The sequence below is a fragment of the Opitutus sp. sgz309028 genome (genome assembly GCF_059821195.1).
The window spans coordinates 99,355-114,730 of the sequence record NZ_JCAMRR010000003.1 but is presented as its reverse complement, the minus strand read 5'-3'; the positions used below and the strand labels follow the sequence as shown (position 1 = coordinate 114,730).

14 protein-coding genes are annotated in these 15,376 nt (G+C 66.2%); 9 read left to right on the top strand and 5 right to left on the bottom strand.

Annotated features, from left to right (window positions below; translation table 11 throughout):
- Positions 1 to 101: 101 nt before the first annotated feature.
- Together AC6RV7_RS12410 and AC6RV7_RS12405 are read right to left on the bottom strand one after the other, a co-directional pair.
- Positions 102 to 1,304, bottom strand: a complete 1,203-nt coding sequence (locus AC6RV7_RS12410; protein ID WP_500094314.1) for a beta-ketoacyl-[acyl-carrier-protein] synthase family protein — start codon at positions 1,302 to 1,304, stop codon at positions 102 to 104.
- Between the two features lie 7 nt (positions 1,305 to 1,311).
- Entirely contained in the window at positions 1,312 to 2,451 is a 1,140-nt protein-coding gene (locus AC6RV7_RS12405; RefSeq protein ID WP_500094313.1) for a hybrid sensor histidine kinase/response regulator, read from the bottom strand.
- 152 nt (positions 2,452 to 2,603) lie between these two features.
- Here AC6RV7_RS12405 and AC6RV7_RS12400 point away from each other — a divergent pair, with 152 nt between their 5' ends.
- From AC6RV7_RS12400 to AC6RV7_RS12385, 4 genes are all read left to right on the top strand, one after another.
- The gene (locus AC6RV7_RS12400; protein ID WP_500094312.1) at positions 2,604 to 3,995 is read left to right on the top strand and encodes a DNA recombination protein RmuC; all 1,392 of its coding nucleotides are present in this window, start codon (positions 2,604 to 2,606) and stop codon (positions 3,993 to 3,995) included.
- A gap of 9 nt (positions 3,996 to 4,004) precedes the next feature.
- Positions 4,005 to 4,370, top strand: a complete 366-nt coding sequence (locus AC6RV7_RS12395) for a TIGR03067 domain-containing protein (protein ID WP_500094311.1) — start codon at positions 4,005 to 4,007, stop codon at positions 4,368 to 4,370.
- 4 nt (positions 4,371 to 4,374) lie between these two features.
- The gene (locus AC6RV7_RS12390) at positions 4,375 to 5,199 is read left to right on the top strand and encodes an MOSC domain-containing protein (RefSeq protein WP_500094310.1); all 825 of its coding nucleotides are present in this window, start codon (positions 4,375 to 4,377) and stop codon (positions 5,197 to 5,199) included.
- A gap of 170 nt (positions 5,200 to 5,369) precedes the next feature.
- Entirely contained in the window at positions 5,370 to 6,044 is a 675-nt protein-coding gene (locus tag AC6RV7_RS12385; RefSeq protein ID WP_500094309.1) for a hypothetical protein, read from the top strand.
- 27 nt (positions 6,045 to 6,071) lie between these two features.
- On the opposite strand, the gene AC6RV7_RS12380 is transcribed toward AC6RV7_RS12385, so the two are convergent.
- Positions 6,072 to 6,464, bottom strand: a complete 393-nt coding sequence (locus tag AC6RV7_RS12380) for a peptide chain release factor family protein (protein ID WP_500094308.1) — start codon at positions 6,462 to 6,464, stop codon at positions 6,072 to 6,074.
- 216 nt (positions 6,465 to 6,680) lie between these two features.
- Between AC6RV7_RS12380 and AC6RV7_RS12375 the strand changes: the two genes are divergently transcribed.
- Genes AC6RV7_RS12375 through AC6RV7_RS12355 form a run of 5 tightly spaced genes read left to right on the top strand, consistent with a single transcriptional unit; the run spans position 6,681 to position 14,212 of the window.
- Positions 6,681 to 7,655, top strand: a complete 975-nt coding sequence (locus AC6RV7_RS12375) for an AAA family ATPase (protein ID WP_500094307.1) — start codon at positions 6,681 to 6,683, stop codon at positions 7,653 to 7,655.
- A 55-nt stretch (positions 7,656 to 7,710) separates the two neighbouring features.
- A complete protein-coding gene (locus tag AC6RV7_RS12370; RefSeq protein ID WP_500094306.1) occupies positions 7,711 to 8,613 on the top strand; it encodes a DUF58 domain-containing protein in 903 nt (300 codons plus the stop codon).
- A 26-nt stretch (positions 8,614 to 8,639) separates the two neighbouring features.
- Positions 8,640 to 9,710 carry a vWA domain-containing protein gene (locus AC6RV7_RS12365; protein ID WP_500094305.1) on the top strand — a complete coding sequence of 357 codons (1,071 nt, stop codon included), beginning with the start codon at positions 8,640 to 8,642 and terminating at the stop codon, positions 9,708 to 9,710.
- A 15-nt stretch (positions 9,711 to 9,725) separates the two neighbouring features.
- Positions 9,726 to 11,630, top strand: a complete 1,905-nt coding sequence (locus tag AC6RV7_RS12360; protein ID WP_500094304.1) for a VWA domain-containing protein — start codon at positions 9,726 to 9,728, stop codon at positions 11,628 to 11,630.
- Positions 11,631 to 11,635: 5 nt separating this feature from the next.
- Complete coding sequence (locus AC6RV7_RS12355; protein ID WP_500094303.1) at positions 11,636 to 14,212, top strand: BatD family protein; 2,577 nt, start codon at positions 11,636 to 11,638, stop codon at positions 14,210 to 14,212.
- A 1-nt stretch (position 14,213) separates the two neighbouring features.
- On the opposite strand, the gene AC6RV7_RS12350 is transcribed toward AC6RV7_RS12355, so the two are convergent.
- Together AC6RV7_RS12350 and AC6RV7_RS12345 are read right to left on the bottom strand one after the other, a co-directional pair.
- Positions 14,214 to 14,768: an NUDIX hydrolase gene (locus AC6RV7_RS12350; RefSeq protein ID WP_500094302.1), complete on the bottom strand. Its 555-nt coding sequence runs from the start codon at positions 14,766 to 14,768 to the stop codon at positions 14,214 to 14,216.
- A gap of 7 nt (positions 14,769 to 14,775) precedes the next feature.
- Positions 14,776 to 15,357: an LOG family protein gene (locus tag AC6RV7_RS12345; RefSeq protein WP_500094301.1), complete on the bottom strand. Its 582-nt coding sequence runs from the start codon at positions 15,355 to 15,357 to the stop codon at positions 14,776 to 14,778.
- Between the last annotated feature and the right edge of the window lie 19 nt (positions 15,358 to 15,376).

Below are 15,376 nucleotides of genomic sequence, written 5' to 3'. Positions count from 1 at the left end.
GGAAAAAAATGCCTGATTGATCGAGCGCCGCGGGTTCGACCAGAACGCCGCAAAGCCAACGATGACGGCTGCGACCGCCGCTCCAACCGTGGGATTAAAGGTTAACGTGCCAGCACCAAGCATGAGTTCGTGCCCGAGAGCCCGTGGGCATTCACCAACGTTTTCTCATGCGGAACATATCGGACGCTGCCGCACAAGTTTAACGGGCAGGCCGGATCGGCAAAGCGCCAGTTCACCGTCGGCAGCAGGGTCGAGTTCTGCATCGCCAGCACCGCACTCGCGACCTGAATCGCCCCCGCGGCGCCCAGCGGGTTCCCGATCGCGCCTTTGATCGAAACCGCGGGAATCGACGACAGCTCCGACTGAAAAACCTCCTGCAGGGTCCGGGCTTCCGCCGCGTCGATGATCTTGTGGCCCGGCCCCCAGGCATTGATGCTCTCGATCTGATTGGGTCGCACGCCCGAATTCGCGAGCGCCATCCGGATCGCATCGCCCAGTCCGGCGCCGATCTTGTCCAGCGGGTCGGACGCAAACGCATACCCTTCCACGAAACCGTAACCCGGCCGCGGACTATCTTCCGGTTCGAGCAGCAGGACCGCCGCGCCCTCGCCGATCACGCCAGTGGTGCGCCAAAGATCGAAAGGCCTGCATTGACGTTCTGGATACTCCGGATTGCCGGGCGCCAATCCGGCCATCTTGAGCTCCAGCATCGGATGAAAAAACAACGGCGCCTCCGTCCCGCCGCACAATGCGATGTCCGTTTCGCCGCTCGCCACCATCTCGGCAGCGTGACCGATCGCGTCGAGGCCGGCACAACACGCGCTCTGCAATGCGAGCGTCCGCGTCGTCCCCCCGATGACCTCGCCGATCGTGCCGCTGATCGAGCTCACGGATGCCGAAAACACCGACCCCGGCAACGCATTCACCGGCCCGCGACGAAGCACGAGATCGACGCCTTTGTTGATGGCACCGAAATCCATCAGCGAGGCGCCGATGATCACCAGCGGGGCCCGGCCGCGCAGATTCTCGAGCGTCAACCCCGCATCCGCCAGCGCCAGCACCGCGCCCGCGAGTGCAAACTGCGTGTGGCGCGGCATCCGCTTGCTGTTTACTCCCGGCGCGAATTCCTCCAGCCGGAAACCTTTCACCTCCGCCGCCACGAACGCCCCCGCCTCGTCGGGAAACTTCTTCACCGCCCCGACGCGGCTGACCGGCTCCTGAATTCCTTTCCAAAACGCCGCCCGCCCGATGCCGGCCGGCGTGACCGGCCCCAAGCCGGTGATCTTGACGCGACGGCGCTTCATCTCGCCGTCAGGTCAACGAAGGAAAGACGATGCGCACCGTGGTGCCCTTGCCCGGCGCGGATTCCAGCACCAGTGACGCGCCATGCGTGCCCAGCAAATGACGACAAATGCTGAGCCCGAGTCCCGTGCCATGCTCCTTGCTGCTGAACCCGCCCTTCAGGGCCCGGCGCACGTGCTCCGCATCCATGCCGGCGCCGTTGTCGACCACCGTCACCTCGACGCGATCGCCGCTCCGGCTCACCGACACCATCAGTTGTTTCGCTCCGGCCTCGAGCGCGTTCTTGAACAGGTTCTGAAACACCCGCATCAGCTCGAATTTCGAGCCGCGCACCATCGCCGAATTCAAACCGCTGAACTGCACCGCGATCTCGCCGAAAAACACCACGTGCCGGACCTCCTGGATCACGTGCACGAGATCGAGCCGCGTGAACTCCGTGGCCTGTTTCGACGCCGCCCGCCAGTTCTCCGAAAGGTGATGACAATACTCCGCCGCCTTCTCGACGATGCCCGCATAGTCGCGCAGCCGCCGCCCGCGCTCCGCATCCACCGCCGCCACCGCGCGCGCCTCCTCCACCAGCAGCGCCGCATAACCCACGACCACCGTCAGCGGATTGTTCAAATCGTGCACCAGCTCGACCGACGCCCGGCCCTGCCAGATGTGCGGCTGCTTCTCCTCGATCTCGCGCTTCAGCGCCGCGTTCATCTCGCGCGCTTCGTTGCTGAGCCGCGCCTGATGCCGGCGCATGCGCGTCGCCTCCGACTGCTTGCGCACCGCATCGATCAACTCCGCGATATCCGGCGGCTTGCGCAGATACTGGTTTGCCCCGGCGAGCATCGCCTGCTGCGCCGTCAACAGCGTGCCGTATCCAGTTAACATTACAACCGACACGAGCGGATCGATCTTCCGGATCTCCTCGAGGGCGCGGATCCCGTCCATCTCCGGCATGCGGATGTCGAGCACCACCACCGAGAAAATCTTCGCGCGCAGCTTGGCCAGCGCCTCGCTGGCCCGCTCGGCTGTCTCGACCGTGAACTCCGCGGACAGCGTAAACGCGATCGACTCGCGAGGTCCGTATTCGTCGTCAACGACCAACACGTGCGGTTTGGTGGCCACCGCAGGCGGCGCAGGAATGTTTTCGGTGAGCATCGGCGGACGGGCGGGGAGCCGATCCGCCGGCGCGTTCGCCCGCGTCCACTCCCCCGCGTTATGAGTGAATGTCGGCCCCGCGCAGACGTGTCAAGGGGGGCATCTCGCTGGCAAAATATGAGCGGCGCTTCACGTGCGCATTCCGATTTTTCGTGTCGCCAACTTCCCACCACGGCCAGCCGTCGCGCCTCCGGGATTGCGTCGCCCGCAATCCGCCGAAAACTGCGGCCGTGGATCTCTCCGTCGCCGTCATCGCCGCCGGCCTCAGCGGCCTCATCGTCTGGCTCTTTGTATCCGCCCGGCACGCACCGCTGCGCGAACGGCTCCGGATCGCCGGCGAAGAACAACAACGCCTCCAAACCGATCTCGCCGCCGCCCGCACCGAGTTCGCGCAACTCACGTCCGCCAACACCCAGCTGTCGACGCAACTCGCTTCGGAACGCGCCTCCGCCACCGAGAAACTCGCCGCGCTCACCGATGCGCATGCCCGCCTCACCGCGGAATTCAAGGCGCTCTCGGCCGACGCCCTCAGCCGCAACAACGCCGTATTCCTCGAGCTCGCCCGCGAAACGTTCTCCAATCTGCAGCAGCAGTCGATCGGCGATCTCGACAAACGCCAGCAGGCGATCGACGCCTTGGTGAAACCGCTCAAGGAATCCCTCCAGCAGGTCGACGCCAAGATCGGCGCCATCGAAAACGCCCGAAAGGAAGCCTACGGCACGCTCTCCGAACAGCTCCGCTCGCTTAACACCGCGCAGCTCCAGCTCCAAACCGAGGCCTCGCGCCTCTCCACCGCGCTCCGCTCCACCACCTACGCCGGCAGCTGGGGCGAACTCCAGCTGCGCCGCGTCGTCGAGATGGCCGACATGCTCGGCTACTGCGATTTCTGCGAACAGGAAACGTCCGGCAATCTCCGCGCCGATCTCGTCGTGCGCCTGCCCGGCGGTCAGCGCATCGTCGTCGACGCCAAGACTCCGCTCGAAGCGTTTCGCGCCGCCAGCGAAACCACCGACGAAACCCTCCGCGCCACGCGCCTCGCCGAACACGCGCAGAAGGTCCGGGGCCACATCGACGCGCTCGGCGCGAAAAACTACTGGGAGCAGTTTCAACCCGCGCCCGAATTCGTCGTGCTTTTTCTCCCCGGCGATCAGTTCCTCGGCGCCGCGTTGCACGCCGACAGCACCTTGATGGATCGCGCGATTTCGAAACGCGTCCTGCTCGCCACGCCTTCGACCCTCATCGCGCTGCTCAAGGCCGCCGCCTACGGTTGGCGCCAGGAATCGATTTCGAAAAACGCCGAGGAGATCAGTCTCCTCGGCCGCCAGCTCTACGATCGCATCGCGACCTTCGCCGACAATCTCGACAAGATCGGCCGCGCGCTCGAAAACGCGTTGAAGGGCTACAACGCCGCCGTGGGCTCCTTCGAGGCTTCCGTGCTCCCCGGCGCCCGTCGTTTCGCCGAACTGGGCGCGCGCGGCGCGAAAGAGCTCGCCGCGCCCGGCGTCGTCGAAACCACGCCGCGCGAGATCGTGAAACGCACCTGAGCCGTCGCGATGCCTCACGCTCCGCTTTCTCTTCCCGGTCGCTGGCAAATGATTCGTGCCGAGCTCGACGGCGAATCCGCGCCCGAACTCGTCGCGCAACACACCGAACTCCATCTGACCGCCGCCACGTATGCCGTGCGCTTCAACGGCCGGATCATCGATCAGGGCGCCTTCGAAACGGATGCGAGCAGCGCGGAAAAGGTGATCGTCCTGCGCGGCGAATCCGGCCCCAACGCCGGCCGCACAATCCCGGGCATTTTCCAACTGGTCCGCGACCGCCTGCGCATCTGCTACGGACTCAACGGCGTCACGCCTACCGAGTTCACCACCGCGCCCAATCAGGCGCGCTACCTCGCGTTCTATCGTCGCATGTGACGCCATGCACCTTTCCGGGCTCTACGTTTATCCGGTCAAATCGCTGCGCGGCACCGCCGTCACCACAGCCCAGGTCGATGCGCTCGGGGTCGTCGGCGACCGGCGTTTTCTGATCGTCGATCGCACCGGCCGCTTTCTCACGCAACGCACGCTGCCCCGCCTGGCGCGCATCGCGCCGCAGCTCACCGCGACGGACCTTGTGCTTGCGTCCGACGGCGCCGGCCCGATCGCGGTCCCGCTCCACGCGTCCGGCGCGGTTTCGCCGGTCACAGTTTCGATCTGGCGCAGCGAGGGCCTGCTCGCCGAGGACTGCGGCGATGATGCCGCGCGCTGGTTGACGTCGCTGCTCGGCGTCGAGTGCCGCCTCGTCCGCGCCGGCGCACAGTTTTGTCGACCGATTCTCAAATCCGCGGCGCGCGACGGCGATGTCGTGAACTTCGCCGACGCGGTTCCGTTTCTCGCGATCGGTGAAGCCTCGCTCGTCGATCTCAACGATCGCCTCGCCGAAAGCGGCGAGGAGCCGGTGCCGATGAACCGTTTTCGTCCCAATCTCGTCATCGCCGGCTGCCCAGCGTTTGCCGAAGACACATGGCCGCGGGTTCGCATCGGCGACATCGTGCTCCGCGCCGCCGGGCCCTGCGGACGCTGCGTCGTCACCACCACGGATCAACTCACCGGCGAACGCGGTAGGGAACCGCTGCGCACACTCGCGACCTATCGTCGCGACGCCGCCGACCCGTCGGATGTGAATTTCGGCCAGAATTTCATTCACGAAACGAAGTCGGGATGCCTTCGCGTCGGGGACGCCGTCGTCGCGCTGCCCGCGTGACCGAGCTTTGCCCCGCGCCTGCTTTGGCCGACCGCCAGGACCGCGGTTCGCGTCCACGTCGTCACCGTTTTTTTGCGTCGGGTCGGCGTTAAGTTGATATCCGATTCGGAGCTTTTTGTCGGTTTCCCCCTCGCCTTCGCCAGCGCCGCACTCGCTGATCGCCTGCAGCCATGAAACCTCTTCTCCGCGCTGTCGTTGTTTCCTCCCTCGTGGCCACTGGCCTCATGCGCGCCCAGCTGGTGCAGTTTGGACTTTCGGCTCCCATCACCGCCCTGGACGGCAACGCGCCGCACCTGTTCGACGCGTCCGTGAAGCTCGGCACGCCGCTGTCGCTGACGTTTACCTATCCGCTCGACCTGCCCCTTCTGAATCCGCTGGAGAACAGTCCGATTTACTACGGCTCCGGTGGCGGCATTCGGGCGACCGCCGGTGCCGGCGACATGTTCTTCGAACTTAGCAACGTGCGCCTCGAACTGGGAAGCCACGTTTCCGTCACCCTCAGCGACGGGACGACCGGCACTGGCGACTGGCTTTTCCTTTACGCCACCTCTTCCCCGAATGCCCTCTCGCGTTTCGGCTTCTCCCTGGTCCTGGCGTATCCCAACGGAACCTTCCCCAATTTCGACCCCGCCCTGCCACCGCCCAACTTTGCTTTCGGCGAACTCGACCTCTTTGTGAATGAGCCCGGCGAATATCAGACGGCTTCGGCAATCATTCACAATTTTCGTCTCACCGGAGTTCCCGAATCCGGCACGGTCGGCCTCTTCGCCGGGTTGCTCCTCGCGGTCGCGGTGCTTGCGCGCACCCGCCGCTGCGCCTCGCGGCTGACCCGCCACGCCAGCTGATTCACGGTGGCTTCGCCGGCATGCCGGCTAGTCGTCGGCGACCGGCCGCCGCGCGGCCTTGGATTTCGACCGCCGGCGTTTCGCGTCGATCATCCGAGCCTTCTGGCCGCGCGATTTCTGCCGGGTGCGGCGTCGCTCCGTCTCGCGCGCCTGGCGGGCCGCGAGGACGCCCGCCCGCGCCCGCTGCTCCAGCCGGTCGCATAGTTCCCGCCACGCTTCCTCGCGATTGGCGGTCTGCGACCGCTCGGCCTGACACCGCACTTCGACGCCGGTCGGACGGTGTCGCAGCCAGACCGTCGACGAGGTTTTGTTGATTTTCTGTCCGCCCGGGCCGCTGCCGCGCACGAACCGCTCGTCCACGTCCCCCAGGGAGATGCCGAGCCGCTCAAGGCGTTCGTAAATTTGGGTTGGTAAAGCCATGCGTCCGCGTTTCGCTCCTCAATCCGACCGAATTGGATCACGAAACTCCGGAATTACGAACGAACCTCGCCCGGTGTGCGAGCCGGCGTTCTCCGAAATCCGGCTTCATTTCGCGCGTTCCGTGCTATTTCGTGGTCCCTTCCGGCCTCTGTCTGCGAAACATCTTCCCCCTCGCCAAGTCACACGACCCTCCGCTTCAACCTTCTTTTCCGCCCAATGATCACCGGACCTTCCTGGTCAGAAAAACTTCGCGCTGAAATCGGCAAGGCCGTCATCGGTCAGGACGCCGTCGTGGAACGCCTCCTCGTCGCGCTGCTTGCCAACGGCCACGTGCTGCTCGAAGGCATGCCGGGCCTCGCGAAGACCTTGCTCGTCAAATCCCTCGGCACCGCCCTCGGCGTCCAGTTCGAGCGCATCCAGTTCACTCCCGACCTGCTGCCGAGCGACGTCGTCGGCACCATGATTTTCCAGCCCAAAACCGGCGAGTTCAGCGCCCACCGCGGTCCTATTTTCGCCAATCTGCTCCTGGCCGACGAAATCAACCGCGCCCCCGCGAAAGTCCAAAGCGCGCTGCTCGAGGCCATGCAGGAACGCCAGGTGACGATCGGCGGTGGCACGCATCCGCTGCCGAAACCGTTTTTCGTCATGGCCACGCAGAATCCGGTCGAACAGGAAGGCACCTACCCGCTGCCCGAGGCGCAGACCGATCGCTTTCTCTTCAAGCTGCTCGTCGATTATCCGACCGCCGACGAAGAGGCGTCCATGATGCAGCGCTGGGGCCAAGTCACCAAGCAGCCCGCGCTCGAACCCGTTTCCAGCGGCGCAGAACTCCTGGAACTGCGCGCCGAGGTCGACCGCATCCACGTCTCGCCCGCCGTGCAGGGTTACATCCTCTCGCTCGTCCGCGCCACGCGCGCGCTCGCCGAAGCGCCCGAAGCCGGCGCCAACGGGAAAAAGAAATGGCTCACCTTCGGCGCCTCGCCGCGCGCCTCGCTTGCGCTGTTCCAAGCCAGCCGCGCCCTCGCCTGGCTCCGCGGCGTCGACTACGTCTCGCCTGCGCTCATCCAGGAAATCGCGCCCGACGTCATGCGGCACCGTATCGGCCGCACTTACGAGGCCGAGGCGGAGGAAATCACGGCCGACCGGATCATCGGCCAGCTGATCGAACAGACGCCCGTGCCGGCGAAATAGGTCCGTCCGCTCCCGCTCGTCGTCGCGTTCGCCTGCGCTTTCACGCGCGCTCCGCATGGCCACCGAAACGTCCAAATCGAAAATCGAGAATCCGCTCGCGCTGCTCCGGCAGCTCGAATGGCGCGTGCGCCACGCCGTCGAAAACGTGCTCAGCGGCGAGTATCGTTCGACGTTTCGCGGACGCGGCATGGAGTTCGACCAGGTCGTCCGCTACGAATTCGGCGACGATGTCCGCGACATCGACTGGAATGTCACCGCCCGGCTCGGCGAGCCGTATCGGAAGAAATTCGTCGAGGAACGCGAGGTCACGCTGCTCGTCGTGTTTGAGGATTCGCCGTCGCTCAATTTCGGTTCCGGCGCGCAATCGAAGCGCGACGCCCTGCTCGAGCTCGCCGGTCTCGTGATGCTGCTCGGCGCGGTGAATCGCGACCGCGTCGGCTTCGTCCACGCCTCGCCCAGCGGACATCTTTTCCGCGAACCCGTGCGCGGCCGTGGCGCGATTCTCCACGCCGCCGCCTCTCTCCTTTCCCAGCCGCCGCCGCCGATCACCGATCTGCGCTCTCCGCTCTCCGAAATCCCGTGGCGGCTGCTCGCCCGCGCCGCGCCGAAACACAGCGTGCTGCTCTGGCTCGGCGATTTCCCGCCGCGCCCCGAGCCCGACGGCTGGACCGTCATCCAGCGGCGCTACCAGACGATGGGCTTTCGCGTCGACGATCCGTGGGATCGCGAACTGCCCGCCGGCGACGCCTTCGCCGCTTACGATCCGATCTCCGGCCGGCTCGTGACGCTCGAGGGCAACGCCGCCGAACGCGCCGCGCACGCCGCGTGGCGCGAGGAGCGCGAGGCCGCGTGGCGTTCGCTTTTTCCCGCGCCACTCAGCCGGCTCGTCGTCGGCACCGACGAAAACCGCCTCGATGCGCTCGTGCGTTTTTTCCACGCGCGCATGAACGCCCGCTGACCGAGCTGCCGCGTTTTCCCTCATCAATGTCCGCCTTTCTGGATCTTTCGTCCGTTTCCTTTGCGGTTTGGAGCTTCTCGAATTTCCGCTTCGCGCATCCGCTTTGGTTTCTGGCGCTGGTCGCGTTGTTCGCCCTCGTGTGGCTGCGCGGACGACGCAGCGTTCCCGTTCTGCTCGTGCCGTTTGCCGCGGCCTGGCATCGTCCTTCGCTCGCGTCGGTTTCGCGGTGGCCGATGATTCTTGCTCTGATCGGCGCGGCCTTGTTGATCGTCGCCCTCGCCCGGCCGCAGCGCGTCGAGGACAAGCGCGAGGTCCATTCGCAGGGCTACGACATCATGCTCGCGATCGATCTTTCCGGCTCGATGTTGTCGGAGGATTACGAGCGCGGCGGCGATCGCATCAACCGTCTCCAGGCAATCAAGCCCGTCATCCAGGCGTTCATCGAACAGCGTCCCGCCGACCGCATCGGCATCGTGCTCTTCTCCGGCCGCTCCTACACGATGGCGCCGCTGACCTTCGACCACGACTGGCTCGCACGCCAGCTGGAGCGTTTGAAGATCGGCCTGATTGAGGACGGCACCGCGATCGGCGACGGACTCGGCGTGGCGTTGACGCGGCTCGAACAGGCGAAACACGAAAGCGGTGGCAAACGTCAGGGCGCCTTCGTCGTGCTCCTCACCGACGGCGCCAACAACCGCGGCTCGCTCACGCCCGCTCAAGCCGCGGAACTCGCGAAAGCGCGCGGCGTGCCGGTCTACACGATCGGCGCGGGCCGCGACGGCATCGTGCCGTTTCCCGTCTTCGACGACAAAGGCAAGAAGCTGGGCTACCGCCGCGTCATGTCCGATCTCGATGAATCGGCGCTGCGCGATATCGCGGAAACGACGGGCGGCCGTTTCTACCGCGCCGCGGAAACCAGCACGATCGAATCCGCGTTCAAGGCGATCGATCGCGCGCAGAAGATCGAGTTTCAGGCCAAGAGCTACTTGCTCACGTCGGAACTGTTCCTGTGGCCCGCCATTCCCGGACTCGTCGCGCTGCTCGTCGCGGCGTTGCTCGTGCAATGGAAAAATCCGTTGCGCGCCGCGACGGCCTGAGTCTCCCGATTTCCCGTGACCTTCGCTCTTCCTCATTTCCTCTGGCTCGGCCTCGTGCCGGTCGCGCTGCTGGTCTGGGAAATCACGCGCCGGCGTCACGACGCCGCCGCCACGCATCCGCACATCCTGCGCGCCGAAGCGGGCAATCATCGCCTGAAACTCGCCGCGGCGGCCGCCGGCGCCGCGCGCCGGCATCGGGTGCGTCCTTGGTTGTGCGCCGGACTGCTGCTCAGCGTGGTCGCGCTCGCGCGTCCGCAATGGGGCCGCGTCGACGAACCCGTCTTCGATCAGGCGCGCGAGATCCTGATCGCGATCGACCTATCGCGCTCGATGTTGACGCCCGACGTTCGCCCCTCGCGCCTCGATCGCGCCAAGCTCCTCGTTCAGTCGCTCCTCGAAAAACTGAACGGCGAACGCATCGGTCTCGTGGTGTTTTCCGGCACGGCGTTTCTCCAAAGTCCGCTGAGCGCCGATTACGAGATCCTGCGCGAATTCCTGCCGGCGCTGGATCCGGAGTTTTTGCCGGAAGGCGGCACGAATTACCGGGCGTTGATCGACACGGCACTGAGCGCGTTTGGCACCAGCGGTTCGGCGGATCGCTTTTTGATCGTGTTGAGCGACGGCGAAGCCACCGAGGAAAACTGGCGCGAACGCCTGCCGGAATTGAAGACGAAGGGCATCCGCGTCCTCGGCCTCGGCGTCGGCACCGCGGAAGGCGCGATGATCCCCGACGGCTCCGGGGGATTCGTTAAAGACGAGCGCGGCGCCGTGGTGTTGTCGAAACTCGAACCCGCCACGCTGCGCGAACTCGCGGAGACGACGAACGGCGTTTACCAGGACGCGAGCGCGTGGATCGATCTCGCGGCGCTGATCGACTCGACCATCGCGACCGGCCAGAAGGGCGAGTTCCTCGAGAAGAATTCCGTCCGCCTCGTCGAGCGTTTCCAATGGCCGCTCGCGCTCGGTCTGTGGTGCCTGCTGGTCAGCCTCTATTACGAATTCCCCGTGCGCCCGCGCCCGCGTCAACTCACGCTCTCCCCCGCCAACGAGCCCACGCGCGATCCGCCGCCGCTTGCGGCCGCGCCGCCCAGCGCGCCCGCGCCGTCGATCACAACCGTCGCGATTCTGCTGCTGCTCGTTCCGGCGACGCTGTTGCCCGTTCGCTCAGCGCACGCCGCGGAAAAAGCCGCGCCCCCCGCCGAATCCGCGCCGCTCGCGCGAATTGTCACGCGGCTCGCAACCACGCCGCAACGCACCGCGCGCGACTGGGCGGAGTTCGCCCGCGAAACCGTCACGTGGGGCACGCGCCTGCAATCCTCGCAACAAGCCGTCCCCGAAGGTCCCGTCCGCGACGCACTCGCCGCCGTCGAACTCGGTTCGAAACAGGATCCGAAAACCACCGACTGGCCCAAGCTGCGCCAGGAACTGGAGGCGTTGCTGAAAAAACCCGACGACCAGCAGCAGCAGCAACAACAACAACAACAGAATCAGCAGGACCAACAAAAACAGGATCAGTCGCAGCAGGATCAGCAGAAGCAGGATCAGTCCAAGCAGGACTCTTCGTCCGAACCGCAAAAGCAGGATAAATCGCAGCAACAAAAACAGTCGGAGAAAGACGACGCCTCGCAGCAGAACCAGCAGGATCAGCAGAAGTCCGACGGACAAAAGCAGTCCCCGGAATCCGCGTTCGGCGACATGGACAAGAAGGAAGAACCGCCGCCGCCCCCGCCCGAGGAAACGCAAAAGGTCGGAGGCGCGCCGCAAAAGAAAGACGGCCCGCCGCCGACGACCGACCCGTCGCTCGCGCTGCCGCTGCAAAAGCTGGATCAATTGAAAAACCAGGATTCGCCCGCCGAGCTCTTCCGGCTGATGGAAGCCGAGAAGGACCAGACTCCGCGCAAGCCCAAGAAAGATTGGTAATGTTCATGTCCACTCACCCGTCGACCTTCCGGCCGCAACGGAGCGCACGCACGCTGCGCACCCGGGGACGTTTCTCGCGTCCGTTACTCCTGCTTTTCCTGCTGCTCGCGCCGTGTTCGCTGCTGCTTTCGTCCGCGCACGCGCAATCCGTGCGCTGGGATGTCAGCGACTCCGGCGATCCGTCCGAGCTGCTGCTGATTTTCGAGAACTGCGCGCCCGACGGCGAGCCGCAGCTGCCGAAGCTCGATGGCACCACGCTCGCGTTCACCGGCCGCTCCGAGCAGACGAGCATCGTGAACTTCTCGATGACGCGTTCCGTCATCTACAGCTATCGCGCGCGTTCGCAGAAGTCCGGCCCGATCCAGATTCCCGCCTTCACCGTGCAAACCAACAAGGGCCCGCAGCGCGTCGCGGCGTTCACCGGTGGAGCGACCCGCTCGGCCGCCGACGCCAGCGTCTCCGCGCGGCTCGATCCCGGCGCCACCTCGGTCTGGGCGGGCCAGGTTTTCCCGCTCACTTACGTCCTCGACGTGCCGCGCTCGGCCTTCAACCAGCTCGGCAGCAATATCGAGTGGAACGCCGCGCCGCTCGTCGTCGAGGAATGGTCGAAATTCGAACCCAGCGAGGGCATGGCCAACGGCGAAGCCCGCCTCCGCATCACCGCCAAAACGCGCGGCTACGCCAAGAATCCCGGACCGCTCACGCTCAACGCCGCCAACCAGCTCGTAAACCTGCAGGCCGGCAGCATGGGCTTCGGCCTGTTCCAGACACCGCGGATCGAACAACTCGCCGTCGCCTCGAATGCGCCGGCCTTGGTGGTGCGTCCGCTCCCGCCGCCGCCCGCCGGCTACACGGGCGCGGTCGGCCAGTTCAAGCTCACGTCGAAAGTCGTCCCCGCGCAGGCCGCCGTCGGCGAACCGGTCACCTGGACGCTCGAACTCTCCGGCACGGGCAACTGGCCCGACATTGCCGGACTGCCGCAACGCGAGGTCTCGCGCAATTTCCGCGTCGTTCAACCCCAGGCGAAACGCACCCCCGCCGAGGGCAAGCTCTTCGACGTGACGCTCTCCGAGGACGTGGTCCTCATCCCCACCGAGGACGGCACCTACACGCTCGGACCGGTCAACTTCGTCTACTTCGATCCTGCCACCGGCGACTACAAAACGCTCACCACGCCGCGCACCACCGTCTCGATCTCCGCCCCCGCACCCGCTCCCGTCGCGGCGACGCCGGCTCCGTCGACGTCCGATGAAACGCCCGCCAACGGCGCGCCGCGTTTCGAGATCGCCAAGATCAAACCGCCCGCGCCGCCCGCCCCGATTCCGCGCGATCCGTTGCCGGGCTCCGCATCCGCGCCGGTGCCGCTCCGTTCCAGCCTGCTCGTCGCGCTCGCCGTTGCGCCGTTCGTGGTGCTGCTCGGCTTTTGGTTCGCGCTTGCTTATCGGCGCGCGCGCACGACCGATCCGCTGCAAAATCGCCGCGAGGCCCGCGCCCGGCTCGCCGCCACGCTCGCCGCGCTGCGCAGCGCGCCCGCCGCGTCCGTCCACGCGCTCCTGCTGCAATGGCAGCACGACGCCCGCCTTTTGCTGGGACTGCACCACGCCGCCCCGCCGCCGACCGCGCTCGCCGATCCGACATGGTCGCGTCTCTGGGCCGAGGCCGACGCCGCGCTTTATCGCGCCGACGGGCGTCTGCCGTCCGACTGGGTGGCACGGGCCGATGTCGCCGTCTCCGCGCAACGGATACCCGGGATCTCGCCATTCCATCTTTTCCTGCCGCGCAACTTGCTCCCGTTCGTCGCCAGCCTGCTGCTCGTCTCCGCCGCCACCGCGCTGCTCCTGCCGGCTTCGCTGCGCGCCGCCGAGCTCGCGAAACCGGCGACCGACGCGCGCACCGCGTATCGCAGCGGCGATTTTGCCGCCGCCGCGGACGCCTGGCGCAAGACCGTCGCCACCGCGCCGACCGACGCCATCGCGCGTCACAATCTTTCGCTCGCGCTGATCCAGCAGGACCGTTTCGGCGAAGCCGGCGCGCAGGCGGCGGCCGCCTTCGTCCAGGCGCCCTCGGCGCCGGCGATTCGCTGGAATTTTCTGTTCGCGGTCGACAAGTCCGGCGCCGTGCCCGCGCCGCTGCAGCCCTTCCTCTCGCCCGGTCCGCTGCAGTCGCTCGCGAGCCAGGCGACGCCCGGCGCCTGGCAGCGCGCGATCCTCGGCGCCGCGGCCCTCGCTGCGCTCTCGCTCGGCTGGCTGCTCGCGGAACTGTATCATCGGCGCCGCCGCTGGGTCCGGATCTCGGCCACGTCGCTGTTCGCACTTTGCGGGATCGCGCTCGCGCTCGCCGCGGCCTGCGTGCACGCCTACGGACTCGCCGCGGATCGCCGCGCGGTCATCGCCTGGCGCGCCGGCACGCTGCGTTCGATCCCGACCGAGGCCGACAACACGCAAAAAACCAGCGTGCTCGCGCCCGGCAGCGTGGCCGTGATCGACGAGGAGAATTCATTCCTCGGCTGGGTGCGGCTCACGTTTCCCAACGGCCAGACCGGATGGGTCCGCCGCGACGAAGTGATCGGCCTCTGGCGCTGAGCTAGCGCCAGAGACGATGGTGCGTCTTGCGCACCATGCGCGCCATCGATTCCTCGGGATTGAGTCCTGCCACGGCGGATACATCAACCCACGCAAGGTCCTTCGATTCGCTTGTCACGACGAGCGGCTCCGCCGGGTCCGCCTCGATCCGGAAACGCAAATCGTAATGATAATGCGCCGGCTCGCTCTTGCGTGCCGGGATTAAATGCCGGTCCACGTCGAACACCGCCGCACTCACGACCCGCAACCGCGTGAGCCCGCTTTCCTCCTGCGCCTCGCGCAGCGCCACCGCCAGCAGATCCGGATCGCCGTCGGCGTGACCGCCGAGCTGCAGCCATTTGTCGAGTTTGCGGTGATGCGTCAGCAAGGTCTTCGTCGCGGTCGCGTCGACGATCCACGCCGAGCCGGTGAGATGCCCCGGCACGCACGAGCGGTGCAGGCAGTCGTCGTGCGTTTCCACGAAGCGAATCGTGTCCGCGACCATCGCCATTTCGTGCGACTCGAGCGCGCGGGCGGCATGCGCTTTCAGAAGATTCAGGACAGCGGTGCGGTGCATCGAAAGTTCAGCGCTTCTCGAACCACTTCTCCTCGATGGGCGTCGTCGACGCTTCCTCGATCTTCGCGAAGATTTCCGGCACCGCGGCGGCCACGCGAAACACGTCCATGTTGCTCGGCTTGAAAAAGCGTTCGTCGAGCATGCGGCCGAACAGCCGCAGCAAGTCGTCGTAAAACCCCTCCTGGTTGAACAACACGCACGGTTTCCGCACGACGTTGAGCTGCCGCAGCGTGAGGATTTCCATGATCTCCTCCAGCGTGCCGAAGCCGCCGGGCAACGTGACGAACGCATCGGCGCGCGTTTCCATGAGAAGTTTGCGTTCCCGCATGGTGACGACGGTGACGATCTCATCGGCCTCGTCGTAGGCGAGCTCGCGCGCTTTCATGAATTCCGGGATGACGCCGATGACGCGGCCGCCGCCGGCTTTCACGGCGCGGGCCACGGCGCCCATGAGGCCGGTCTTGCCGCCGCCGTAAACGAGCCCCCAACCGCGCGCGACCATCTCGCGGCCGAGCGCCGTCGCCGCGTCGTAATACTTCTGATCCAGCCGGTCGCTCGAGGAGCAGTAAACGCAGAGCAGTTTGGACATGGAAGAGGTTGAGAGCTGA

Excerpts from the sequence above, each read along its gene's own strand:
- AC6RV7_RS12410 (WP_500094314.1), bottom strand. The coding sequence starts at position 1,304 with ATGAAGCGCCGTCGCGTCAAGATCACCGGCTTGGGGCCGGTCACGCCG.
- AC6RV7_RS12405 (WP_500094313.1), bottom strand. The coding sequence starts at position 2,451 with ATGCTCACCGAAAACATTCCTGCGCCGCCTGCGGTGGCCACCAAACCG.
- AC6RV7_RS12395 (WP_500094311.1), top strand. The coding sequence starts at position 4,005 with ATGCCTCACGCTCCGCTTTCTCTTCCCGGTCGCTGGCAAATGATTCGT.
- AC6RV7_RS12390 (WP_500094310.1), top strand. The coding sequence starts at position 4,375 with ATGCACCTTTCCGGGCTCTACGTTTATCCGGTCAAATCGCTGCGCGGC.
- AC6RV7_RS12385 (WP_500094309.1), top strand. The coding sequence starts at position 5,370 with ATGAAACCTCTTCTCCGCGCTGTCGTTGTTTCCTCCCTCGTGGCCACT.
- AC6RV7_RS12380 (WP_500094308.1), bottom strand. The coding sequence starts at position 6,464 with ATGGCTTTACCAACCCAAATTTACGAACGCCTTGAGCGGCTCGGCATC.
- AC6RV7_RS12375 (WP_500094307.1), top strand. The coding sequence starts at position 6,681 with ATGATCACCGGACCTTCCTGGTCAGAAAAACTTCGCGCTGAAATCGGC.
- AC6RV7_RS12370 (WP_500094306.1), top strand. The coding sequence starts at position 7,711 with ATGGCCACCGAAACGTCCAAATCGAAAATCGAGAATCCGCTCGCGCTG.
- AC6RV7_RS12365 (WP_500094305.1), top strand. The coding sequence starts at position 8,640 with ATGTCCGCCTTTCTGGATCTTTCGTCCGTTTCCTTTGCGGTTTGGAGC.
- AC6RV7_RS12355 (WP_500094303.1), top strand. The coding sequence starts at position 11,636 with ATGTCCACTCACCCGTCGACCTTCCGGCCGCAACGGAGCGCACGCACG.
- AC6RV7_RS12350 (WP_500094302.1), bottom strand. The coding sequence starts at position 14,768 with ATGCACCGCACCGCTGTCCTGAATCTTCTGAAAGCGCATGCCGCCCGC.
- AC6RV7_RS12345 (WP_500094301.1), bottom strand. The coding sequence starts at position 15,357 with ATGTCCAAACTGCTCTGCGTTTACTGCTCCTCGAGCGACCGGCTGGAT.